Origin of the sequence: Micromonospora maris AB-18-032, assembly GCF_000204155.1 — a bacterium.
In the GTDB taxonomy this organism is placed as follows: domain Bacteria; phylum Actinomycetota; class Actinomycetes; order Mycobacteriales; family Micromonosporaceae; genus Micromonospora; species Micromonospora gifhornensis.
Window position 1 is genome coordinate 242113 of record NC_015434.1, and the last position, 22761, is coordinate 264873.

Here is a 22761-nt window from a genome sequence, read left to right on the forward strand (position 1 = left end):
CCGAGCGGCCTTCCTGCCGCTGATGCGGGCCACATCCCGCCGCCTCTCCATCGCCCCGGCCACAGCGTCGGCTCTCTGAATTCGCCGAGCAGCCCAGCACGGCCTTTCGCCGTCCACGATGGCCCGGATTCGCCCACTTTCACGGGTGGGGCAGCCTGCGGCAATCCCGCCGGATGCCGGTATCTCAGGCTCCCCACCCGTGCCAGCCCATGACGTCCACGAGTGCGAGAGGACATCACCCATCGGCGGAGTGTGGCACCACCACGATTCCGCCCTCCGGCGTCAGCCGCCCTTCCGGCGGTGCCAGGAGACACGACGGACACCACCAGCGGACCACGGTCCACGGCTGGTGGTGCTTCGTCTTCCGTCCCTGCTACCCCGTGAGGAGAAACCGATGTCTGCCCCACTCACCCTGTCCCGGCCCGGCCTCGCCGCTGGCCGGATCGCCCATGCCCTGCACCGCGCCGTCACGCCGGACTACTTCGGCTGGCTGGAACACACCGCCTCCGCTGGCGGTTGTAGCCGCCCGATCCGCCTGACCGGCACCCTCGCCAGCGTGGAGGCCGACACCGGCCGCGTCATCCGGGAACTGCACACCGACGAGCTGCCTGACCGAGCGATCTACAAGGCGTGCGGCAACCGCCGTGCGTCGCAGTGCCCCGACTGCGCCTGGGTCTACGCGGGCGACGCCTTCCAGGTCGTCCGCACCGGCCTGACCGGCGGCAAGACTGTCCCCGCCACCGTTGCACGGCATCCGGTCGTGTTCGCCACCTTCACCGCACCCTCCTTCGGCGCGGTCCATCACCGGCACGTCTCCCGCCACACCTGCGCCACCCGCCAGCGGTGCGACTGTCGGCCTTCGCCCTGCCGCGCCCGCCGTGACGCCGGCACCTGCGAGCATGGGCAGCCCGCGGCCTGCTTCGCCCGCCATGATGCCGACGATCCGCAGCTCGGGCGGCCACTCTGTCTGAACTGCTACGACCACGATCACCAGGTCGTGTGGAACGGGTTCTCCGGCGAACTGTGGCGGCGCACCAAACAGGCCATCGAACGCCACCTCGCCGCTCTCTGCCGCCAACGCGGCATCAGTCACGTCCAGGTCGTCACCGACTCCGGCCGGGTGCGTCGGATGCCGCCGGTCCGGGTGTCACACGGCAAGGTCGCCGAGATGCAGCGCCGGGGAGCCGTGCACTTCCACGTCCTACTACGCCTCGACGGCGTCGATCCCGGCGACAAGGACGCTCTGGTGCCGCCGCCGGCCGGCATCACCGCCGACGACCTGGACGACGCCGTGCACGCCGCCGCTCGGCAGATCACCGTCACCACCCCACCACACGCCGACCAACCGAACGGCTGGCCGATCACCTGGGGTGAGCAGGTCGACGTGCGCCGCATCGGTAGCGGAGACGGTGACGTCACCGACGCCAAGGTGGCCGCCTACCTCGCCAAGTACGCCACCAAAGCCACAGAGGTCACCGGCCACGCCTCGACTCGGCTCACCCCCGACACCATCGACGCCTACGCCAACCCCGACGGCGACCACCTCGCCCGCCTCATCGACGCCTGCTGGCGACTCGGCCGCCCGACGGCCACCCGCACCACCGGAAGCAACGCCCAGCCCGGCGACCGTCAAGGCCACCTTGACACCAACCCTTACGCCGGACTGCGTCGCTGGGCACACATGCTCGGCTTCGGCGGCCACTTCCTCACCAAAGCCCGCCGCTACTCCATCACCTTCGGCCTACTCCGCGATACCCGCGCCACCTACCGCCGCACCGAAGACAACGAAACCGCCGACACCCTCACCGTCGGCACGCTCACCTACCTCGGGGCCGGCTGGCGCACCGACGGAGACGCCCTGCTCGCCAACACCGCCGCCCGACAGCGACGCGAGAGCAGACGCATCGGACGAGAAGAACTCGCCCACGACGCCTGGCTTGCCGGAGCCGCCGCATGAACCACGACCTGCGCCCCCGCTGGTACTCGCCCGCCGAGGTCGCCGTCCTGCTCGGCTTCGGCATCTCCAAGGTCAAGATGAAGATCGCCACCGGCGAGCTGCGTTCCATCAAGGACGGCAAGTACCGCCGCATCCTCCCCGAATGGGTCGACGACTACATCCGTGATCAGGTCGAGCGGCAGGAGGCAGCCTGATGCCGGGACGCGCTCGTGCCAACGGGGAAGGGTCGATCTTCCCGTACCGGAACGGCTTTGCCGCGTACGTCTGGGTCGAGAAGCCGGACGGCAAGCGGGGCCGGAAGTGGGTCTACGGCAAGACCCGCGAAGAGGTCCACGACAAGTGGATCAAGCTGCACGGGCAGGCCAAGGCCGGTCCGGTGGCGACGCGCTCCCCGACAGTGGGGGAGTACGCCGGCTACTGGCTGCGCGAGATCGTCAAGCCGAACCTGGCGCCCGGCAGCTACGTCACCTACGAGGTAGTGGTGCGGCTGTACCTCGTGCCGGGGCTGGGTCGCAAGCGTCTCGACAAGCTGCGGGTCAGCGACGTGCAGACCTGGATCAACGAGGTGGGGCGGACCTGCCAGTGCTGCGCCCAGGGCAAGGACGAGCGGCGGAAGCCCGTCCAGCGTCGCTGCTGTGCCCTCGGCCGCTGCTGCCGGGATCTGCCCTCGCCGACGAGCGTCACACATCTGCGGACCGTGCTCCGGACGCTGCTGTCCCAGGCGATCACCGAAGGGCTGATCACCCGCAATGTCGTCTCCCTGGTGAAGCTGCCCCCGGTACGCAAGCGCAAGCGGAAGGCGTGGACGAGCGACGAGGCACGGCGCTTCCTGGAGTCGGCCCGCGCCGACGATGACCCGCTCTACGCCGCGTACGTCTTGGTCCTGGTGCTCGGGCTGCGTAAGGGCGAGATGTTGGGGCTCACCTGGGCGGACGTCGACCTGGACGCGGGGGAGTTGACCATCGATCGGCAACTCCAGCGGGTCGGTGCCGAACTGCTGCACCGGGAGACGAAGACGGCCGCCTCGGACGCCACCCTGCCGCTGCCGGACATCTGCACCGTGGCGCTGGGCCGCCGTGCTGCACAGATCTCCGCCCGGGACGCCGCTGGTCCGGCCTGGCAACCCTCGGATCTGATCTTCACCACCCGCTACGGGCGGCCGGTCGAGCCGCGCAACTTCAACCGCTTCTGGGACCGGCGCTGTGACGCGGCGGGAGTCCGGCGGATCACCGTGCGGGACGCTCGGCGTACTTGCGCCTCACTCCTGGCGGACCTGGACGTGCACCCCCGGGTAGCGATGCAGATCCTCCGGCACGCGCAGTTCGCCATCACCATGGAGATCTACACGGTGGTGTCCTCGACGGCCACCCGCGACGCCCTCAAGCGGCTCGGCAGCGCGCTCGACCGGTGAAGGGGGCCTACTGCTGTACTTCGCTGCTGTACGGGCCGAAAACACGACCCAAACAACCCCAGGATGGGCCGCTGACCTGCGGGAGAGTGGGCCGCCAGGGACTCGAACCCTGAACCTATGGATTAAAAGTCCACAGCTCTGCCATTGAGCTAGCGGCCCGCGGCCCACAGGCTACCTGACCCCCGTGGCCCGGCGCGCGATGCTCAGGCCCTCCAAGGCACGCACCCGACAGCCGGACCAGGCCGGGCGGAAGCCACCCCAGGACGGCGACGCCATCGGCGATTCGCATTCGGCTGGCAGGATCGGGCCGTCGGCACTGCGACACGGGGAGGGTGAGCATGCCGGAGTCGATCCGCATCGTCGTACTGGCTGGGGCGACGTTCAGTACCGGGCTGGTGGCCGGGCTGTTCTTCGCGTACGCCTGCTCGGTGATGCCGGGTCTGGGGGCGACCGACGATCGGACCTTGATCGGTGCCATGCAATCGATCAACCGCAAGATCCTCAACGGTTGGTTCCTGTCGGTGTTCCTCGGTGGGCCGCTGTTGGTGATGGTGGCTGTGCTCGGTCACCTCGGTGTCGACGGCGCGGTGTTGGGTTGGTTGGTTGTGGCACTGATCTGCCATTCGATCACCTTCGCTGTAACGATGCGGTCGAACGTGCCGCTCAACGATCAGTTGGACGCCGCCAGGTCGGTCGACGGGACCACCGACCTGGCGGCGATCCGACGTCGGTTCGAGGGGCCCTGGGTGCGGTGGAACCTGGTCCGGGCGGTCAGTTCGGGCGCCGCCTTCGCCTGCGTGATCGGTGCCCTGCTTGCCCGGTGAGGTCTCCGGAAGACGCCGGCACGGCGCGTGGTTGGAAAGCCACTTAACGGGTACGGACCGGGCATGCGCATCGTGGTGGTGGGGGCGAGCGGGAACATGGGTACGGCGCTGCTGCGCCGGTTGCGGCGCGAGCGTGACGTCCAGGTGGTCGGGGTGGCGCGGCGGCTGCCCCATGCGGGGGCCGGTGAGCCGTACGACGGGGTGCGGTGGCACTCGTGTGACATCGGTCTGCCGGGTGCAGCGGACGAGTTGACCGGGGTCTTCGCCGGGGCCGATGCGGTGGTGCACCTGGCCTGGCAGATCCAGCCCAGCCACGACCAGCACGTGTTACGCCGGACCAACGTGGACGGCAGCCGGGCGGTGGTCGACGCGGTGTTGCGGGCTCGGGTGCCGGCTCTGGTGTACGCCTCGTCGGTCGGCACGTACGCGCCGGGGCCGAAGAGCGCGCCGGTGAGCGAGCGCTGGCCGGCGACCGGGGTGGTCGAATCGTCGTACAGCCGGGACAAGGCGGCGGTGGAGGAGATGCTCGACGGGATCGAGCGGACCCATCCGGGGTTGCGGGTGGTGCGGCTGCGGCCCGGGCTGATCTTTCAGCGGGAGGCGGGCACCGAGATCGCCAGGTACTTCCTCGGGCCGCTGGTGCCGGTGCGGCTGCTGCGGTACGGGCGGCTGCCGCTGGTGCCGGCCAACCGGCGGCTGCGGATGCAGGCGGTGCACGCCGACGACGTGGCTGACGCGTACGCCCGGGCGATCCTGGGTGATGTGCGCGGTGCCTTCAACGTCGCCGCGGACCCGGTGCTGACCCCGGAGCTGGTGGCCCGGCACTTCCACGGCTGGACGGTGCCGGTGGCCGCCCCGGTGCTGCGTGCCGCCGCGGCGCTGACCTGGCGGGCCCGGCTGCAACCGATCGACGCCGGCTGGGTGGAGCTGGCGTTGAACGTACCCCTGATGTCCAGCCACCGGGCCGAGACCGAGTTGGGCTGGCGGCCCCGGGTCAACGCGGTCGACGCCCTCAAGGAACTCGTCGCCGGCATGGCCGAACGTGCCCATACCGACAGCCCGCCGCTGTCCGCCACACCCACCCTGCCCGGTCGCCCGGCGGGGCTCGTCCGGGCCCGCCCGGCCGGTCACAGTAACCCTTACTGACGGGGTCAGCGCAGGGTGGAGCGGGTGAATGTGGGTTTGCCGGAGCCCAGGTAGAAGATGCCCGGGTAGGTCTCGAAGCCGTGGCTGGGGTTGCGGCGCAGGGTCGAGTCCTCGATGCGGAGCGTGCCGGTGCGGTTGTTGCTGACGAAGAAGATCGCGCCGCCGCCCTCCTTCGCGTCGTTGTCCTCGATGGTGGTGCCGGCGATGCGTACCGAGAACTCGTTGCCGTCGCAGTAGATCGCGCCGCCGCTGCCGCCGCCCGGGGTGCCGGAGCGGGCCGGGTTGGCTCCCTCGCCGACCGCCGCGTTGTCGCGCAACGTGCTGTTGAGCACCACCCAGGAGACACCGATGCTGCTCAACGCGCCGCCGTTGGCGCAGGAGCCACCGACGAAGGTGCTGTCGACCACGTACACCGGCTGGTCGTCGTGCTGGTCGAGGACCCGGATGGCGGCGCCACCCACGTCCGGGCCAGTCCGGTCGCAGCGGTTGTCGACGAAGCGCGAGTTGACCACCTTGACCCGGCCGCCCCGGACGAAGATCGCCCCACCGCCGCCGCCGTCGGTGCGCTGGCCGGTGGCGTCGCCGTCGGCGAAGGTCAGGTTCTGCACGGTCAGCCGGGGATGGTCCTGGTTCTGGCAGTGCGAGGTGGTCCAGCCCTGCAACGCGTCGCAGGTGTTCATGTAGAGGATGCGGCGTTGGCCCTGACCGCTGAGGGTGACCTTGCCGCCGCCGTCGAGGACCACCTGCGGGCCGTTGGCGTTGCGCACCTTGGCCGTCGCCGTCATCTTGATGGTCACCGGGTCGGGGCCGCAGTCGAAGGTGATGATGCCGCCGGCCGCCACCGCCCGGACCACCGCCGCCGAGGTGCAGCTGGCCGGGGTGCCGGTGCCGACCGTACGGGTCGGCCGCGAGGTGTCCACCGCCCGTCCCGCCGCCGGCACGGCCACCGCACCGCCGGACGGTTTGCGGCCACCGCCGGTGGGTGCCACCGAGGGCACCGCGCTGGCGCTGCGGGAGGGGCTGGCGCTGGCTGTCTGCGGCACGTCCTGCCCGCCCTGCTCGGCGGCGGCCGCGCTCGATGCGTCGGGTGCCGCGTCGACCGCCGGTGGTTGGCCGCTGCGCGGATCGGCGCTGGGCACGGACGGCCCACAGGCGGACAGGACGGTGACTGTGACGCCGAGTACGACCACGGCGGGGGATCTCAGACGCACTTTGGTGATGTTAGGCGGTGAATGGCGACAAATCTGCCCCCGGACGTCGCTCAGGTGAGTGGTACGTGATGCAGATGCCGGCGACGCCGCAGCCGGACGCCGAACACACCCGCCACCGTTACGATCAGCAGCGCGGTGACCAGCACGGCGTGCAGCAGACCCCGGGTCAGGTAACCGCCGTCGGCGTGGTCCACCGCCCAGGTGGCGATCTCCCGGCTGGACCAGAACGGGGTCAGCTTCGATCCGGGACTGGCCGGGTCGAGCAGCATCTGCATGGCCACGACGGTGAGCAGCAGCAGGGTGCCTTCCAGCTCGCGGGGGAGCAGGGCACCGATCAGCATGCCGAAGGGTGCCGCCACGGCCACGCAGCAGAGCATCGCCATCGCAATGCCGGCGTACCGCAGGTTGTTCGCGTCGACGACGGTGAGCAGGAAGAACGGCACCGAGACGGCCAACCCGAGCAGCCACAGGCCGAGCATCCGACCGACGTAGAGGTGGTGCGGGCGGTAGCCGGCCAGCCGCAGCCGGGGCTCCAGCTCGCGGGCGGCGCTGGTGGCGAAGAGTGCCGCCGTGCTCACCGCCCAGCTGATGCCCAGCAGCAGCGCACGGATCGACTGCCCGACGTAGGAGTCCCGCCGGATCAGCCAGAAGACGAACGGCATCAACAGCAGGAGCAGCAGTACGCCCCGACGCCGGGCCAGTTCCCGCAACGTCATCTCGGCCACGGTGAGCATCGGCTTCATCGGTGGTCTCCCGGGTTGCCGGTGGTCAGATCGAGCACGACGTCGACCCGGTCGAGTTGGTTGAGCAGGTGGGTGACCACCACGATGGCCCGTCCCTCGTCGCGCAACCGGATCAACTGATCCCAGAGGTTGACGTAACTGCCCTGGTCGAAGCCCTGGTACGGCTCGTCGAGCAGCAGCACGTCCGGGGCGGCGAGGGTGGACATGGTCAGGTTCAGCTTCTGGCGCGTACCGCCGGAGAGGTGCCGGGCGAGCACGTCGTCCTGGGCCTCCCAGCCGAGCTGTCGGGCCGCCGCCCGGCCGGCACGTCGGGCCGGTCCCCGGGCCACCCCCTGACCGGCGCCGACCAGCACGAAATGTTCGTCGGGGAGCAGGAAGTCGGCGGTGCCGCCCTGCTGGGGGCAGAAGCCGAGCCGGCCGGAGACGGTCACCGCACCGGCGTCCGGCGAGACCAGCCCGGCACAGATCCGCAGGAAGGTGCTCTTGCCGCAGCCGTTGGCACCGACCACGGCGGCGATCTGACCGGCCCGTACGGTAAGCGCCACGTCCCGCAGCACGGTGTGCCGGCCGTACCGCTTGGTGATGCCCCGGGCGTCGAGTCGTACCGGGCCGGGGCGCGGGCGGGGCGCGGTGCCGATGCTCTCCACGATCGTGGCCGCGTACGCCTGCGGCGGGCCGAAGACCAGCCACGGGTCGCCGCCGCCCTCGCGCAGGTGCGTGGCGGCCTCGGCGACCACGTGCCGGGCGGCGTCGTCCGCCACCCGACGCTGGTGCAACTCGGCCGCGAAGACCCGCAGCCACTCGTCGGCATTCACCCGTCGACCCCCTTCGCGACGATACCGTTCACCGGTGCCACGAACGCCAGCCAGGCGTTGCCGCCGTGGCGCAGCGCGGCCAGCCCGTCGTCGGTGAGCTGGTAGTACTTGCGCGCCGGGCCCGATTCGCCCGCCCGCCACTGCGCGGTGACCAGGCCGGTGCGCTGCAGCCGGAGCAGCACCGGGTAGAGCGTGCCGCCCTGGATCGGCCCGACGCCCGCGGCGTCGAGCGCCTGGGCGAGTTCGTAACCATAGGACTCACCGTCGCGCAGCAGGGCGAGCACGCAGAGGTCGAGCACTCCCCGCAGCCACTGCCCGCGACGGTCGGAATCCACCCGCCGAACCCTAGTGGCGCTACCTAGATGGCACAACTACCTAGTTGAGCCCGCCGGCCGGGCCGCAGAACCGCGCCCGCCGGCCGGGCCGCAGAACCCGGCCGGCGGCTGCGGTCGGCCTCAGTCGTCGACCACGTCGGAGATCACGACTGTGACGTTGTCGGGCGCGCCGGCCTGGTGGGCGAGCTTGACCAGTTGCTCGCCGCACTGGTGGCGGTCGGCGTGCAGCCCCAGAGTGGCCGCGATCGCGTCGTCGGTCACATAGTCGGAGAGCCCGTCGCTGCACAGCAGCAGCCGATCGCCCGCAGCGATCGTCAACATTCCCATCGTCGGCGGCGCGTCCGCGCCCTGCACCGCTCGGGTCACCAGGGACCGCTGCGGGTGGTGCCGGGCCTGGTCCCGCGTCAGCGCCCCCTGGTCGACAAGCGCCTGCACGAACGTGTCGTCGCGGGTCAGCTGGGTCAGCCGACCGTCGCGGAGCAGGTAGCAGCGGGAGTCGCCGACCTGAGCCAACACCAGCGTGTTCCCGGCGAGCAGGGCCGCGGTCAGGGTCGTACCCATGCCGTCGCGGGCCGGGTCGGCGACGATCGCGGCATGGATGCGTTGGTTGGCCGTGCTCACCACCGCGCGCAACGCGTCGGCGGCGGCGTCCGGGGCGGTGGGCGGGATCAGCTCGTCCAGGATCCGGATGACGATCTCGCTGGCCACCTCACCGGCAGGAAGTCCACCCATGCCGTCGGCCACCGCCACGAGGCGCTCGCCGGCGAGCGCGGAGTCCTCGTTGTTGGTCCGAACCAGGCCGATGTCGTTGAGGATGGCCGAGCGGAGGATCAGCGTCATGGGGTCAAGCTTGCCAAGAAGACAGGTCCCGCGTCTCTACGCACTACTGCGTAGGGTTGAGGAATGTTGCCGGTGTCCATGGTCGGGCGCGTCGGTGAGCTCGCTGAGCTGGGCCGGGCGTGGTCCACCGTGGTGGACGGTCACCGCCGGTCACCGGCTGTCGCGGTCGTCACCGGAGGCGCGGGCGTAGGCAAGAGCCTGCTGGTCGCCGCCGCCCTGGACGGCTTCACGCCCCGGCCCGACGTGGTGCTCAGCGGCGCCGCCCGGGTGCACAGTCCCGCCCCGTACGACTGGTTGGCCGCCGTACTGAGCGGACGCGACACCAGCCGACTCGATCTTCCGGCCGACGCGTTGGCCTGGCTCGCTCAGCAGCCCACCGCGCCGCGTGAGCGCTACGCCCCCGGCACCCTGCTCCGGCTGGCCGTCCGGACCGTCCGGACGCTGGTCGGCACCGGCCCGGCGGTGCTCGTGGTCGAGGACCTGCACGCGTTGGACCCGGCGAGCCTCAACCTGGTCGGCGAACTCGCCACCGCCGACGGGCTGCCGGCCCTGCTGATGGTCGCGACCAGGCCCGCGGCACACGCGGTCGCACCCGCCCTCACCGGTCGCACCCTGGCCCGCCTCTGCGGAGTACGCGGCGTCGTGCGCCAGCATCTCGGCCCGCTGCGCCCCGCCGAGGTCGCCGAGGTACTGAACCAGGTGTACGCCGGCTCGGCCGCCGACACCCGGCTGGTGCACCGGGTCTGGCAGCACACCGCCGGCAACCCGTACGCCCTCACCGAACTGCTCGCCGCCCACGCCGACCGCGACACGCTCATCACCCTGGCCGCCCTCTCCGCTGCCGTTTCCGCCGCTGCTGGTCCGGAGGCTCTCGGTTCGGCCGCTGTTGGTCCGGCCGTTCCTGGTTCGACGGCTGTTGTCCCGGTCGGTGCTGTTCCCGCCGATGGTGTTTCGGCCACTGCCGTTCCTGGTCCTCGGGTCGCTGCGGTGGCCGAGTTGACCGGTCGGGAGGTCGAGGTGCTCGACTGCCTGGTCGCCGGGATGTCCAACAAGCAGGTGGCCCGCGCCCTCGGCATCTCGGTCCGGACGGTCACGGTGCACGTGTCGAACCTGCTGCGCAAGACCGGTGCGGCCTCCCGTACCGAGGCGGCGCTCTGGGCCGTGCGCCAGCGACTCACCGCCACCCCACCACCCGCCGGACTCGCCGCACCGACTGCCGTCGTCGACGGCTGAGGCGCTGATCGACTCCGTTTCGCCGATACGGCGGTATCCCGCCGCTCCGTACCCCGCCGTTTCGGCGATACGGTGCGCGGTGCGACGAACCCGCGAACCTGGCGGCCGGACTGTGGCTGCTACGTCCGGGGGTAGCGCAGGAGGAGGCTGGCCGTCACTTCCTCGTCGCCGACGGCGGCGTACACGTGTGGGACGTCGGATGCCCAGCGGAGGTGCCCGCCGGCGGCGGCGGTCAGCGGGGCGTCCACCGGGCCGGCGCGGAGCACGCCGGTGAAGACCGTGACATGTTCGGTGACTCCGGCCTGGTGTGCGGGGGAGAGCTGACCCGGGCCGGGGGCGACCTGCATGCGGTACAGCTCGTAGGTGACGTCGGAGTCCTCGAACACCTCCAACAGGGTGGCGCTGACCGCCGCCCCGCGCACGGTCGCCCCGCTCGCCGGTGCGGAGAGCACGGCGGTCAGCGGTACGCCGAGCTGAGCGGTGATCGCGTACAGCGTCTCCAGGGTGGGGTTGCGGGTGCCGTTCTCCAGTCCGGAGAGGGTCGCCTTTCCCACCCCGGCCTGCCGGGCCAGCGCGGACAGTGAGATCCCGCGGGCCTCGCGCAGGGCGCGGACCCGGCGACCGATCGCCGCGGGATCGTCGTCCGCCGTGGCGGGGTGACCAGGGACGTTCGCCGTCAGGGGGCCTGGTGCTGGTGAGTACGGCACCCCGCTATCGTGCTACACAATGCTGTTCCGTAAACGGAACGATCGGGGGTGGGGTATGGCAGGTCGCATGCAACCGGTGCTGGCGGGCGGGGTGGCCGCGCTGGTCGGGTTCGCCAGTTCGTTCGCCGTGGTCCTGGCCGGTCTGCGGGCCGTCGGGGCCACCGAGAGTCAGGCTGCCTCGGGGCTGCTCGTACTCTGTCTGGCTTCCGGCCTCTGCGCCGCCTGGCTGGGCCTGCGCCACCGGCTGCCGATGAGCGTGGCCTGGTCCACGCCGGGCGCGGCGCTGCTGGTGGCCACCGGGCCGATGCCCGGCGGCTGGCCGGCGGCGGTCGGCGCGTTCCTCGTCTCGGGGCTGCTGATCGTGGCCGCCGGCCTCTTCCCGGTGTTGGGCCGGGCCGTCGCGGCGATTCCCAAACCGATCGCCGGGGCGATGCTCGCCGGAGTACTGCTGCCACTGTGCACCGCGCCGGTCCGTGGGCTCGTCGAGGTGCCCCTGCTGGCCGCCCCGGTGCTGGTGTGCTGGCTGGTGCTGCACCGCTTCGCCCGCCCCTGGGCGGTGCCGGGGGCGCTGGTGGTGGCGGCCGGCGCGATCGCACTCACCACGTCGGGTGGCGGTGGTGGAGGACTGCGCCCGGTGATCGAGGTCACCGTGCCGCAGTGGAGCCTGCCAGCCATGATCGGATTGGCGCTGCCGCTGTTCCTGGTGACCATGGCCGCGCAGAACGTGCCCGGCACGGCCGTACTTGTCGGCTACGGCTATCGGCCGCCACTCGGCTCGGCGCTGCGGGCCACCGGGTTGGCCAGCCTCGTCGCCGCGCCGGCCGGCGGACATGCGGTGAACCTGGCCGCGATCACCGCAGCCCTCGCCGCCGGGCCGGACGCCCACCCCGACCCGAATCGCCGGTGGATCGCCTCGGTGACCAACGGTGTCGGGCTGGCCCTGCTCGGGCTGGGAGCCGGCGCGGTCACCACCCTGGTCGGCTGGGCCCCGCCGGTGCTGATCGAGGCGGTCGCCGGGCTGGCCCTGCTCGGTGCGCTGGCCACCGCACTGACCTCGGCACTGGCCGACCCCGACGCCCGGGAGGCGGCCGTCGTCACCCTGGTGGTCACCGCCGCCGGCGTATCCCTGGCCGGCATCGGCGGCGCATTCTGGGGACTGATCGCCGGCTGCCTGATGCTCCTGATCTTCCGCCGTCGCTCCACCACCCCGCCCACTCCCACGCCGTCCGCGCCCACGCCACCCACGCTGTCCGCGCCTCCCGCCCCGCGCCAGGAAAGCGTTGATCACGCGATCGACCGCTAGGGCCTTCGTCGAAGCCCCTGGCCGCCTTGTCGGACCGTCGCCTGGACTCCGCCTCGGCTCGACCGAGGACTTCGATGCAGGCCTGGATGAGCGCTGACGTGGCGGGTGGGGGTCACTCCTCGGCGGGGAGGTCGGCGGTCAGGGCGTCGAGGAGAACCTCGTGGTCGGTGACGCTGGCGATCTGGTCGGCGAGCACGTAGACGGCGCCGGTCGGTACCAGATCGGTGGATACCTTGAGATAACCGGTACGCAGCAGCCGGGCGGCCAGGTCGGCGGGGACGTCCGGCTCCTCGGGCGTGGCGGACTCGATCAACTCGTCCAGACTGCCGCCCGGATCGGCGGTCGGCGTCTGCACCGTCACCGCGTTCGGATCACCACGCTGCACAAGATCGACGGTCCCCACGTCCCGCCCCGCGACATCCACCACCCGCATCCCCGTGGTCACCCGCGAGACAATTCCCCGCTGATCGATCCCCTGCTGCTCCATCCCCACCCCCTTCCCCCTCCCCCCATCCCCTAAACCCACCCCGGTAGAGCGCGTTGATCAAGAAGTTTGCGTCGGCGATCGGTCGATCCACGACCCAAACTTCTTGATCAACGGTCGCTGGGCGGGGTGGGGGTGGTGGTCCAGGGGGAGGGTGGGCGGGGGGAGAGTTCGCGCCAGGGATCGGTGGGGTGGAGCAGGGCGCGGATGGTTTCCTCGGCGTCGTCGAGGGTGTCGTACTCGTAGAAGCGGGAGACTCCCTCGGCGCCGCCGGCTCGTTGTTCGACGTACCACCGGTCGGCATCCGTGCGGAGGAAGACGTCTCGTCGGGCCAGCCGCCCCCACTTCCCGTTCCACCAGTGCTTTCGCTGCTCCATGGCGCGGACTCTATCGAACATGTGTTCGACTCGGAGTGGCCCCTGGCAGGAATCCCCCCAGGGGCTGACGGAGCGTGCCGGGTTCAGCGCCCGCTGGGCGGTTCCTCCCGCGAACCGAGGACGTCGTCCAGGGCGCTGCGCTGCTGGGTCGGCGTGGTGCGGCCGGCGGCGACCAGGGCGTCGCGGATCTCGGTGAGCAGCTTGACCTCCTCGCTCGGCGCGGCCGGCGGCGGCTCCTCACCCCGCTTGCGGCGCTCGGCGAGCTTGTTCATCGGGAAGACGACCAGGAAGTACAGCGCCGCCGCGGTGAGCAGGAACGTGATCAACGCATTGACGAAGGCGACCCAGTCGAACGGGATGCCCTGGATCGTCGGTGCGGTGCCTTCCAGCCCCTTGTTGCTGCCGGTGACCAAAACCACGAAGACCCGGATCAGTGGATCCAGGAACGACTTGGTGAGCTGGGTGACCACACCCGTGAACGCGGCGCCGATGACGACACCGACCGCGAGGTCGACGACGTTGCCGCGCATGATGAAGTCTTTGAAGCCCTTGAGCATCCGTACTCCCGAGAGGTCCCGTGTTCGTCAGGGGCCAACCTATGCCCCGGGGTCGGGCTCCAGAAAGGCGGCGGCCTCCCGAGCGGCGAGATCCGGGTCACCGGCCCGGATCGCGGCCACCAGTCGGGCGTGGTCGACGTGGCGGTCCGGGGTCAGGGCGCCGCCCATCGCCTGGGTGACGGTGCGGCGCATGGCGGCACCGATGGAGGCGTACAGCTCGGCGAGCATGCCGTTGTGCGCCGCCGCGACCACCGCCGTGTGCAGCGCCGCGTCGGCCTCGACGAACTCGGCGACCCGACCGCCGCGCCAGGCCGCCTCGCGGGCGGCGAGCGCGTCGTCGAGGGCGGCCAGGTCCGCAGGGGTACGCCGACGAGCGGCCAACCGTGCCGCCTCCACCTCGAAAGCGCGGCGTACCTCGATCACCTCGGCCATCCGGTCGTCGGTCAGCCGACGGGCCACCACCGGCGCGAGTTCGTCGGTGGAGATGACGTACGTCCCGGAGCCCTGCCGGCATTCCAGCACCCCGGCGTGCGCGAGGGCCCGGACCGCCTCGCGCACCGTGTTGCGCCCGACGCCGAGCGCCTCGACCAGTTGTGGTTCGGTCGGGATCCGGCTGCCCACCGGCCACTCGCCGGCCAGGATGCGCTGGCGCAGCTGCGTGATCGTCTCCTGGATCCGCCGCCCGCGGGGCGGTGCGGCGGGGATGCCCAGCTTCGCCAACTGCGGTGCCGGGGCGGAATCAACTGCCGGTGGCACTGGTTACAACCTCTCGCCCGAATTCATCCCATGATTGTAGGTTCGAGGTCATGCCCTCGTCGCCTGCTGGCACCCCCGCTGTTCCGACGTCCACCGCCGACGGGTCGACCGCCCAGGGCACCCAGGTCGTACCCGCGACCGGCGGACCGACCGCGTCCCGCGCCCACGGTGGCCTGCTGGTGCTGGTCGGGATGCTGCTGGTGGCGCTCAACCTGCGGGCCGCCGTCACCAGCCTCGGCGCTCTGCTCGACGAGGTACGCGTCGGCCTGGCGCTCTCCGGCACGATGGCCGGCTTCGTCACCACCCTGCCCACCATCGCGTTCGCCGGTCTCGGGGCGGCCACGCCGTGGCTGGTGCGCCGGCTGTCCACGGCCCGTCTGCTGGTGCTGGGGATGCTGGCACTCGCCGTCGGTCAGGTGCTGCGGGCGGTCACCGGGTCCGCCGTGGTGTTCCTGCTGACCAGCGCGCTCGCGCTGGCCGGGATCGCGGTGGCGAACATCATGATGCCGATGCTGGTCAAGCAGTACTTCCCGCATCGCACCGGGTTGGTCACCGGGGCGTACACGATGGCGTTGGTCGCGGGCACGACGGTGGCTGCGGCGGCTGCGGTGCCGGTGGCGCACGCCTTCGGCTCCTGGCGGGCGGGGTTGGGCGTCTGGGCGGGGCTCGCGCTTGTCGCCGTACTCCCGTGGTTGCCGGCGGCGTTGCGCAGCCGCGGCACCGATGCGCGTCGGGCGACCCGCGACGGTGTGGCCCGCGTGATCATCCGGCCCGGTCGTACCCGGCTCGGCTGGGCGATGGCTGTCTACTTCGGCGCGCAGTCGCTCAGCGGGTACGCGATCATGGGCTGGCTGGCCCAACTCTTCCGGGACGCGGGTTTCCGTCCGCAGGACGCCGGCCTGCTGCTCGCCGCGGTGACCGCGCTCGGGGTGCCGATCGCGCTGCTGATGCCGACGCTGGCCGGCCGGCTGAAGAACCTGCGGATGCTGGTGTTCGCGCTGACCGCCGCTTCGACGCTGGCCTACCTGGGCCTGGCCCTCGCGCCCCGGGACGCGGCGGTGCTGTGGGTGCTGCTGTTGGCCCTCGGCCAGGGAGCCTTCCCCCTGATCCTGACCACCATCGGCCTGCGGGCCCGCACCGCCGACGGGACGGTCGCGTTGTCGGCCTTCGCGCAGAGCGCGGGATATGTGATCGCGGCGCTGGGGCCGCTGCTGGTCGGAATCCTCTACGAGGGCACCGGAGGCTGGACGGCGCCGATCGGTTTCCTGCTGCTCGCCCTCGCGGTGCAGACGGGTGCGGGCATGGTGATCGCCCGCCCTCGCTACATCGAGGACGAGCGCTGAGGGGTGGGAATCAGGAGGAGGCCGGGGTGGGGTCGCCCGCCACCGCCTGGTCGACGGTGGGATAGGTGTGCAGCACCTCCACCAGACCGCTCACTTCCAGGATGCGCAGCACCCCGCGTTGCGGTGCGGCCAGGCGCACCACGCCGCCGGCCTCGTCGCAGCTGTTCTTGGCGCGGACGAACACCGACAGGCCGGTGGAGTCGCAGAACGAAACCTCCGACAGGTCGAAGACGAGCCGGCTGCGCCCCTTGTCGAGCAGGTCGGTGATCTGGTCCTGCAACTGGGGCGCGGTGGCCATGTCCAGTTCGCCCGCGACCGCCACTACGACCACGTCACCGCGCTGTTCCGTGTGCACCGTCAAGGACATTCGCCAGACCTCCTGTTTATCGGTGGAACGTTATCCCACCGGAGCCCCGGTACGCAGAACGGGCATGAGATCGAGTGGCTGCCGCCATTCGCTTGCCGTGGGGCAAGTAACTTCGGGTGCTCGGTGATAGAGTCCGGCCGGTCCAGGTCGAGGGGGTTATGTCATGGCGCTGAGCGCTGACGAGAGCAGTCGGCTGGCCGGTCTGCTGACCAGTCATGTCGATCAGGTCACGCAACGGTGGACCGAGGTCGTCGCCGGACAGTTGCGTGGCCGGCTCAGCCAGGCCGAGCTGCGCCAGCAGGTGCAGGAGCTGCACCGGGCCCTGGTCGACGCGCTCGGCAAGGGGCTCACCGACCTGGCCGCCGAGGAGGCGACCGAGTTGCGCGCAGTCCTCGCGGAGATGTCCCGGGGGCAGGCCCGCCAGGGCTTCTCCGCCGCCGAGACCGCCACCGGTGTGTTCGCCCTCAAGGACGCCCTGCTGAGCGTGATGGAGGCCGACCAGAGCGCCGGGACGCTGCGCGACTACGTCGCCTTCGGCACGCTTGTCGACCAGATGGGCCTGTTCACCTTCGAGAGCTACGTGCGCACCCGGGAGAGCCTGATCGCCGACCAGGCCGAGCAGCTGCTGGAGCTGTCCACCCCGGTGGTCAAGCTCTGGGAGGGCGTGGTGGCGGTGCCGCTGGTCGGCACCCTCGACTCGGCCCGCGCCCAGGTGGTCATGGAGCGGTTGCTGCAGACCCTTGTCGACACCGGCTCGCCGTACGCGATCATCGACATCACCGGCGTGCCGGCGGTGGACACCCAGGTCGCCCAGCACATCCTGAAGACCGTGGTGGCGGCCCGGCTGATGGGTGCCGACTGCATCATCTCCGGCATCCGGCCGCAGATCGCCCAGACCATCGTCGCGCTCGGCATCGAGTTCGGTGACATCGCCACCAAGGCCAGCCTCGCCGACGCGCTGCGACACGTGCTACGGCTCACCGGCGTCGAGACCGGTCGCCGCCAGCCGCGCCGGGAGGCCTGATGGAGCGGGTGCCGATTCTCAAGATCGGCGACATTCTGCTGGTCTCCATCCAGGTCGACATGTCCGACCAGACGGCCGTCGCGCTCCAGGAGGACCTGGCCGAGCGGATCGTCGCCACCGGCTGCCACGGTGTGATCATCGACATCACCGCCCTGGACATCGTCGACTCCTTCGTCGGGCGGATGCTGTCCACCATCGCCTCGATCTCCCGGGTGCTCGACGCGGAGACGGTGGTGGTCGGGATGCGTCCCGCGGTCGCCATCACCCTGGTCGAGCTGGGGTTGTCGCTCAACGGCATCCGTACCGCGCTGAACGTCGAGCGGGGGATGGAACTCATCGCCGCCGACCGCGACCAGGATTACGACGAGTTCGACGACAGCTCGGACGCTGAGCCGACGGCGTCGCCGTGACCAGCGGAGTCGACCTGAGCCGACCGCAGGCGCAGACGGTCGGCAGCGACGAAGACGTGGTACGTGTGCGCCAACTGGTGCGTACGGTGGCGGTGGCGGTCAAGCTGTCCCTGGTCGACCAGACCAAGGTGGTCACCGCGGCCAGCGAGCTGGCCCGCAACACCCTGGTCTACGGCGGCGGTGGCACCGTCGAGGTGACCGCAGTGGACAATGGCCGCCGCCCCGGCATCACCATCGTCTTCGCCGACTCCGGGCCCGGCATCGGCGACCTGGAGCTGGCGCTGACCGACGGGTACACCACCGGCGGTGGCCTCGGCCTCGGCCTCAGCGGTGCCCGACGGCTGGTCGACGAGTTCGACATCCAGACCGCTCCCGGTCAGGGCACCCGGATCACCATCACCAAGTGGTCCCGTTGACGGCGGAGCCGGTCACCGACCGGGGCATCTGGTTCCGGGTGGAGACCGGCAGCCCCGGCAGTGCCCTGCGGCGGGCCGCCGAACGGTTGGGCGAGCAGCTGGGGCTACCCGACGGCCGGGTCGCCGACCTGGCCATCGTCGCGGCGGAGCTGACCAGCAACCTGATCAAGCACGCCGAGGACGGGGTGCTGCTGCTTCGACCCGTGCGCCGCGAGTTGGACGCCGGTGTGGAACTGGTCGCGATCGACTCCGGGCCGGGCATGATCGATCTCGTCGACTCCGCCCGCGACGGCCACTCGACCACCGGCACGCTCGGCATCGGTCTGGGGGCGATCGTCCGGCAGGCCAGCTGGTTCGACGCGTACTCGCAGCCGGGTCGAGGAACGGTCATCGCCGTTCAGGTGTTCGCCGACGCAGCAGCCGAACGACCCTGGGTGGGCGGAGTCATCCGGCCGCTGACCGGAGAGACGATCAGCGGTGACGGGTACGCCTGGCGGACCATCGGCGAGCGCCGTCAGGTGCTGGTCACCGATGGCCTGGGGCACGGGCCGCTGGCCGCCGCCGCCACCGATGCCGCGCTCGCCGCCTTCCGGGCCGCCCCGGCGGCCGCCCCCGCCGAGGTGGTCAGCCACCTGCACCGGGCGTTGTCGCACACCCGGGGCGCGGCGCTCGCCGTGGCCGAGCCGGACCCGGCGGCGGGATTGCTGCGGTACGCCGGACTGGGCAACATCAGCGGCGTGGTGGCCACCGGGGACGGCCGGCGGCGAGGGCTGGTCTCACTGCCCGGTATCGCCGGGCACCAACGCCCGACGATCCGGCAGTACGACTACCCGTTCGACGCCGACAGCCTGCTGATCATGCACAGTGACGGGGTGGTCGATCGCTGGCGGCTCGCCGACTATCCCGGCCTGACCGGACGGTCGCCGCTGGTGGTGGCCGCCACGCTGCTACGGGACGCGGGCATCCGCCGCGACGACGCCGGCGTACTGGTGGCGAGGCCCTGGTGATAAGGCACGAACCGCTGTTGCGGATGGCGTTGCGGGTGGAGCAGGACATCTTCGTGGTCCGCCAGCGGGGCCGGGAGGTTGCCGCCGCGGTCGGCCTGGAACGTCAGGACCAGGTCCGGATCGCCACCGCCCTGAGCGAGGTGGCCCGGGATCTGCTGCGCGGCGTCGGCGGCGCCGACGTGCTGTTCGCCATCACCGCCGCTCCGGACGGCCGGCAACACCTGCGAGTCGACCTCGTTCCGGTCAGCCCGCTGCCCGACCGGCGGTACGAGCCGCAGTCGGGTGCGGTGGCACGCCTGGTGGACACGTTGAGCGTGGTGGCCGCAGCGGGGGATACGGTCGTGAGGATGTCGCGACGTATCCCGGTCACCGCGCAGGCGCTGACGCCACAGCGTGTCGAGCAACTGCGTGCCCAGCTCGGGCAGAGCGTGCCGGGCACCGCGGAGGAGGAACTCGCCACCCAGAACTCGCAACTGATCGCCGCTCTCGACGAGGTACGCAGCCAACGCGACGAACTGGCGCGGCTCAACGAGGAGCTGGAGCAGACCAACCGAGGCGTGCTGGCGCTCTATCATCAGCTCACCGACGAGTTGGAGGAGACCAACCGGGGTGTGGTGGCGCTGTACGCCGAGTTGGACGAGAAGTCGGTGCAGCTGCGCTCGGCGAGCGAGTCGAAGAGCCGCTTCCTGGCCAACGTCAGCCACGAGTTGCGGGCACCGGTGACCGCGATCATCGGGTTGGCCCGGTTGCTCACCGACGCCGCGTCCGACCCGCTCACCCTTGAGCAGGAACGCCAGGTGGGCCTGATCCGATCCTCGGCATCGGATCTGCTCTCCCTGGTCAACGAGTTGCTGGACCTGGCCAAGGCGGAGTCGGGCCGACTCGAACCGGACTGGGCCGAAGTGGACCTGCGTGCCCTCTTCGGTCAGCTGCGCGGCACCCTGCGGGCCCTGCACACCGTCCCCGACGTGCGGCTGGTGGTGGAGGAACCACCCTCGCCCGCCACCATTCGCACCGACGAGATGCTGCTCGCCCAGGTGTTGCGCAACCTGCTGCACAACGGTCTGAAGTTCACCACCCGGGGCGAGGTACGGCTGCGCGCCGAGCGGTCCGGCGACAGCTGGAAGCTCGTCGTGACCGACACCGGCGCCGGCATCCCGGCCGAGTTCCACGAGCGGGTCTTCGAGGAGTTCTACCAGGTGCCGGGGCCGTCCCGGGCCGGTGGCACCGGCCTCGGTCTGCCGTACGCCCGACGGCTGGCCACTCTGCTCGGTGGCACGCTCGAACTGTCAAGTGAGCCGGGTCGGGGCAGCAGCTTCACCGTCTCGCTGCCGGCGAACGGTACGTGACGTGGAAATCCCGCCGACCGTTCTGGTGGTCGACGACAGCCGGACCAAGCGCTACCTGCTGGTGAACTGGCTGACGCGGGCCGGGTTCACGGTGATCGAGGCCGAGAGCGGCAGCGAGGCCCTGCGTCAGGTCGAGGTGGACCCCGTCGACCTGGTCGTGCTCGACGTACGGCTGCCGGATCTGAGTGGTTTCGAGGTCTGTGAGCGGATCAAGTCGACCCATCCCGCGCTGCCGGTGATCCACGTGTCGGCACACGCCATCGACACGACCGACCGCGCCCAGGGCCTGACCAGGGGCGCGGACGCGTACCTGGCGGAGCCGATCGATCCGGAGGAGCTGATCGCCACCGCCCACGCGGTGCTCCGCTACTACCAGGCGCGGCAACGCGCCGAGCTGCTCGCCGAACGCCTCGCCGGGTTGGCGGACACCACAGTCGCGGTGCACGCCGCGCCGAACTTCGACCGGCTGCTGGAGCTGGCGGCGGCCGGGACCGCGGAGATATTCAAGAGTCCCGCCGCGGTGATCGCCGAAACCTTCGACGGGGAATGCCTGGCCGGGGTCTGCGCCGGCCCGGGTGCCGAGAGCCGCGTCGTGCCGTGGGTCGTCGACGACAGCGACACCCCGGTCGGCGCCACCGTCCGGGTGGAGGAACCCGCCGACTGGGCGTTGGTGCAGTGGCCACCGGACGACACGGTGACGGTGGCCGCGGGCCGGCTGCGGGACGACCGGGCGCCGCTCTACGTGGTGGTGCCCACCGCGACGCAGACTGCCCAGACGCCGGTGCTGCGCCAGTTGGCGCAGGCGGTGGCGTCCGCGGTCGAGGTGCAACGCTCCTTCGACGAGGAGCATCGCATCGCGGTGACCCTGCAACGCAGCCTGCTCCCGCAACGCATCCCGCAGATCGCCGGGCTCGATCTGGCCGTCCGCTACGAGCCGGCCAGCGCCCGTACCGAGATCGGTGGCGACTTCTACGAGCTGGTGATGCTCGACGGTCACCTGCTGCTGGCGATCGGCGACGTGGCGGGCCACTCACTGCACGCCGCGACGGTGATGGCCGAGCTGCGTCACGCACTGCGGGCGTACGCGGTGGAGGGCCACCAGCCGGGAGAGATCCTGCACCGGGTCAACGAGCTGATGCGTACGCTGCTGCCCACCGAACTGGCCACCATCTGCGTACTGCTGCTCGACCCGGCCACCGGGCAGGTCCGGCTGGCCAGCGCCGGCCACCTGCCCCCGTTGATCAGCATGGACGGCAAGACCGAGTACGTGCACCACTCCGCACCACTGCTCGGGGTACGGGCACCGCGCCCCGCCGACCTGGAGTTCGTGCTGCCCCCCGGGGCGACGATCGTCTTCTACACCGACGGTCTCATCGAGCGGCGTGACGTCAACATCGACGAGGGACTGAAGTCGCTGGCGGCGAGCGCGGTGCGGGTGGATGCCGACCTCGACCGGTTCTGTCAGCGGCTGCTCGACGAACTCGCCCCCGACGAGATCCAGGACGACGTCGCCGTGGTGGCCCTACGTCGGCACTGAGCGGCTGGAACTGGCCGCGACGGCCAGGCGCGGGTAGCGTTGCGGCTGGTGTCCTAAACACCACGTCGAGGTCGGCACTGTCGTGCTTCAGCTCTGTCCTCCCCGGCCCCGGATTGACGGTGGCAACCTCTCCGGCCCTCAGAACGCCCTTCGCCAGGGCAGGGACCGAGTCTTCCCATGGACGATCTGTTGCGCTTCGAGCATTACGACGTACGGCCCGGCACCCGGTACGTGACCATGACAGGTGAGGCCGACCTGTCCACGATCACGCACCTTCAGCATGACCTCGGACGCCTGCTGGCACCCCGATGGGTCACGCACCTGACGCTCAATCTGAAGGGTCTGCGGTTCCTCGACTGCGCCGCACTGGCCGTCCTGTTGAGGATCAGGCAGACGGCCATGGTGCGCGGACAGCGGATGACCGTCACCGCCGCCCAGGGCGGGCCGGCGCGGGTCATCGCGCTCAGCGGTAGCGGGCACCTGCTCGACAGCCACTTCGGCACCGTCCAGATCCGTGGTGCCGGCCGACCTGCCGGCCGCGACCTCGTCGCCTTCGCCTGACCGTCGATCTCGTACCCCCTCGCTGATCTCCATCAGCTTCATCGCCTC

Annotated in this window: 26 protein-coding genes and 1 tRNA gene; 15 read left to right on the forward strand and 12 right to left on the reverse strand. The window is 71.1% G+C overall.

Translation table 11 applies throughout. The annotated features are described in order from the left end of the window. Positions 1-394: 394 nt before the first annotated feature. The 3 genes from VAB18032_RS01205 to VAB18032_RS01215 are packed head-to-tail and all read left to right on the forward strand — an operon-like array spanning position 395 to position 3368. Positions 395-1957: a replication initiator gene (locus VAB18032_RS01205; RefSeq protein ID WP_013730939.1), complete on the forward strand. Its 1563-nt coding sequence runs from the start codon at positions 395-397 to the stop codon at positions 1955-1957. Then, a complete protein-coding gene (locus VAB18032_RS01210; protein ID WP_013730940.1) occupies positions 1954-2151 on the forward strand; it encodes an excisionase family DNA-binding protein in 198 nt (65 codons plus the stop codon). The genes VAB18032_RS01205 and VAB18032_RS01210 overlap by 4 nt, the downstream gene beginning before the upstream one ends. Further along, positions 2151-3368 (forward strand): tyrosine-type recombinase/integrase, encoded by a 1218-nt coding sequence (locus VAB18032_RS01215; protein ID WP_013730941.1) that lies wholly within the window; start codon positions 2151-2153, stop codon positions 3366-3368. Before VAB18032_RS01210 ends, VAB18032_RS01215 begins: the two co-directional genes overlap by 1 nt. Before the next feature lie 87 nt (positions 3369-3455). On the opposite strand, the gene VAB18032_RS01220 is transcribed toward VAB18032_RS01215, so the two are convergent. After that, positions 3456-3527: transfer RNA gene (locus VAB18032_RS01220), tRNA-Lys, on the reverse strand. 179 nt (positions 3528-3706) lie between these two features. Between VAB18032_RS01220 and VAB18032_RS01225 the strand changes: the two genes are divergently transcribed. Together VAB18032_RS01225 and VAB18032_RS01230 are read left to right on the forward strand one after the other, a co-directional pair. Further along, on the forward strand, positions 3707-4192 hold the full coding sequence (locus VAB18032_RS01225; RefSeq protein WP_013730942.1) for an anthrone oxygenase family protein: 486 nt from the start codon (positions 3707-3709) through the stop codon (positions 4190-4192). A gap of 63 nt (positions 4193-4255) precedes the next feature. Further along, on the forward strand, positions 4256-5338 hold the full coding sequence (locus VAB18032_RS01230; RefSeq protein ID WP_013730943.1) for an NAD-dependent epimerase/dehydratase family protein: 1083 nt from the start codon (positions 4256-4258) through the stop codon (positions 5336-5338). A gap of 5 nt (positions 5339-5343) precedes the next feature. Here the strand turns inward: VAB18032_RS01230 and VAB18032_RS01235 are convergent, their stop codons facing one another. The 5 genes from VAB18032_RS01235 to VAB18032_RS01255 all read right to left on the reverse strand — a co-directional run bounded on the left by VAB18032_RS01235 (position 5344) and on the right by VAB18032_RS01255 (position 9282). After that, positions 5344-6549, reverse strand: coding sequence for a hypothetical protein (locus VAB18032_RS01235; protein ID WP_043719313.1), 1206 nt, complete (start codon positions 6547-6549; stop codon positions 5344-5346). Between the two features lie 50 nt (positions 6550-6599). Then, entirely contained in the window at positions 6600-7292 is a 693-nt protein-coding gene (locus VAB18032_RS01240) for a hypothetical protein (protein WP_043719317.1), read from the reverse strand. Further along, positions 7289-8107 (reverse strand): ATP-binding cassette domain-containing protein, encoded by an 819-nt coding sequence (locus VAB18032_RS01245; RefSeq protein ID WP_013730946.1) that lies wholly within the window; start codon positions 8105-8107, stop codon positions 7289-7291. The genes VAB18032_RS01240 and VAB18032_RS01245 overlap by 4 nt, the downstream gene beginning before the upstream one ends. Continuing rightward, positions 8104-8442 carry a PadR family transcriptional regulator gene (locus VAB18032_RS01250; protein WP_013730947.1) on the reverse strand — a complete coding sequence of 113 codons (339 nt, stop codon included), beginning with the start codon at positions 8440-8442 and terminating at the stop codon, positions 8104-8106. Before VAB18032_RS01250 ends, VAB18032_RS01245 begins: the two co-directional genes overlap by 4 nt. A gap of 120 nt (positions 8443-8562) precedes the next feature. Next, positions 8563-9282 carry a PP2C family protein-serine/threonine phosphatase gene (locus tag VAB18032_RS01255; protein ID WP_013730948.1) on the reverse strand — a complete coding sequence of 240 codons (720 nt, stop codon included), beginning with the start codon at positions 9280-9282 and terminating at the stop codon, positions 8563-8565. 63 nt (positions 9283-9345) lie between these two features. On the opposite strand from VAB18032_RS01255, the gene VAB18032_RS01260 reads away from it, so the two are divergent. After that, on the forward strand, positions 9346-10515 hold the full coding sequence (locus tag VAB18032_RS01260; protein ID WP_043719321.1) for a helix-turn-helix domain-containing protein: 1170 nt from the start codon (positions 9346-9348) through the stop codon (positions 10513-10515). 119 nt (positions 10516-10634) lie between these two features. Here the strand turns inward: VAB18032_RS01260 and VAB18032_RS01265 are convergent, their stop codons facing one another. Further along, positions 10635-11222, reverse strand: a complete 588-nt coding sequence (locus tag VAB18032_RS01265) for an XRE family transcriptional regulator (protein ID WP_013730950.1) — start codon at positions 11220-11222, stop codon at positions 10635-10637. Between the two features lie 55 nt (positions 11223-11277). Here VAB18032_RS01265 and VAB18032_RS01270 point away from each other — a divergent pair, with 55 nt between their 5' ends. After that, positions 11278-12525 (forward strand): benzoate/H(+) symporter BenE family transporter, encoded by a 1248-nt coding sequence (locus VAB18032_RS01270; protein WP_050814518.1) that lies wholly within the window; start codon positions 11278-11280, stop codon positions 12523-12525. A 112-nt stretch (positions 12526-12637) separates the two neighbouring features. Here VAB18032_RS01270 and VAB18032_RS01275 read toward each other — a convergent pair whose 3' ends face one another. From VAB18032_RS01275 to VAB18032_RS01290, 4 genes are all read right to left on the reverse strand, one after another. Next, positions 12638-13012: a hypothetical protein gene (locus VAB18032_RS01275; protein ID WP_013730952.1), complete on the reverse strand. Its 375-nt coding sequence runs from the start codon at positions 13010-13012 to the stop codon at positions 12638-12640. A gap of 107 nt (positions 13013-13119) precedes the next feature. Beyond that, positions 13120-13386: a hypothetical protein gene (locus VAB18032_RS01280; protein ID WP_013730953.1), complete on the reverse strand. Its 267-nt coding sequence runs from the start codon at positions 13384-13386 to the stop codon at positions 13120-13122. Between the two features lie 83 nt (positions 13387-13469). Then, positions 13470-13943 carry a large conductance mechanosensitive channel protein MscL gene (mscL, locus tag VAB18032_RS01285; RefSeq protein WP_013730954.1) on the reverse strand — a complete coding sequence of 158 codons (474 nt, stop codon included), beginning with the start codon at positions 13941-13943 and terminating at the stop codon, positions 13470-13472. 39 nt (positions 13944-13982) lie between these two features. Next, positions 13983-14699 (reverse strand): FadR/GntR family transcriptional regulator, encoded by a 717-nt coding sequence (locus tag VAB18032_RS01290; RefSeq protein ID WP_013730955.1) that lies wholly within the window; start codon positions 14697-14699, stop codon positions 13983-13985. A gap of 50 nt (positions 14700-14749) precedes the next feature. On the opposite strand from VAB18032_RS01290, the gene VAB18032_RS01295 reads away from it, so the two are divergent. After that, the gene (locus tag VAB18032_RS01295) at positions 14750-16042 is read left to right on the forward strand and encodes an MFS transporter (protein WP_013730956.1); all 1293 of its coding nucleotides are present in this window, start codon (positions 14750-14752) and stop codon (positions 16040-16042) included. A gap of 10 nt (positions 16043-16052) precedes the next feature. On the opposite strand, the gene VAB18032_RS01300 is transcribed toward VAB18032_RS01295, so the two are convergent. Continuing rightward, on the reverse strand, positions 16053-16409 hold the full coding sequence (locus VAB18032_RS01300; RefSeq protein ID WP_013730957.1) for an STAS domain-containing protein: 357 nt from the start codon (positions 16407-16409) through the stop codon (positions 16053-16055). A 163-nt stretch (positions 16410-16572) separates the two neighbouring features. Here VAB18032_RS01300 and VAB18032_RS01305 point away from each other — a divergent pair, with 163 nt between their 5' ends. From VAB18032_RS01305 to VAB18032_RS01335, 7 genes are all read left to right on the forward strand, one after another. Continuing rightward, a complete protein-coding gene (locus VAB18032_RS01305; protein WP_013730958.1) occupies positions 16573-17433 on the forward strand; it encodes an STAS domain-containing protein in 861 nt (286 codons plus the stop codon). Then, complete coding sequence (locus tag VAB18032_RS01310; protein ID WP_013730959.1) at positions 17433-17843, forward strand: STAS domain-containing protein; 411 nt, start codon at positions 17433-17435, stop codon at positions 17841-17843. Before VAB18032_RS01305 ends, VAB18032_RS01310 begins: the two co-directional genes overlap by 1 nt. After that, the gene (locus VAB18032_RS01315; RefSeq protein WP_013730960.1) at positions 17840-18259 is read left to right on the forward strand and encodes an ATP-binding protein; all 420 of its coding nucleotides are present in this window, start codon (positions 17840-17842) and stop codon (positions 18257-18259) included. The genes VAB18032_RS01310 and VAB18032_RS01315 overlap by 4 nt, the downstream gene beginning before the upstream one ends. Continuing rightward, the gene (locus VAB18032_RS01320; protein ID WP_013730961.1) at positions 18247-19266 is read left to right on the forward strand and encodes a SpoIIE family protein phosphatase; all 1020 of its coding nucleotides are present in this window, start codon (positions 18247-18249) and stop codon (positions 19264-19266) included. The genes VAB18032_RS01315 and VAB18032_RS01320 overlap by 13 nt, the downstream gene beginning before the upstream one ends. Positions 19267-19289: 23 nt before the next feature. Then, on the forward strand, positions 19290-20615 hold the full coding sequence (locus VAB18032_RS01325) for a sensor histidine kinase (protein WP_013730962.1): 1326 nt from the start codon (positions 19290-19292) through the stop codon (positions 20613-20615). Position 20616: 1 nt separating this feature from the next. Then, a complete protein-coding gene (locus VAB18032_RS01330) occupies positions 20617-22152 on the forward strand; it encodes a SpoIIE family protein phosphatase (protein ID WP_013730963.1) in 1536 nt (511 codons plus the stop codon). A gap of 177 nt (positions 22153-22329) precedes the next feature. Then, positions 22330-22713 (forward strand): STAS domain-containing protein, encoded by a 384-nt coding sequence (locus VAB18032_RS01335; protein ID WP_013730964.1) that lies wholly within the window; start codon positions 22330-22332, stop codon positions 22711-22713. Positions 22714-22761: the final 48 nt, after the last annotated feature.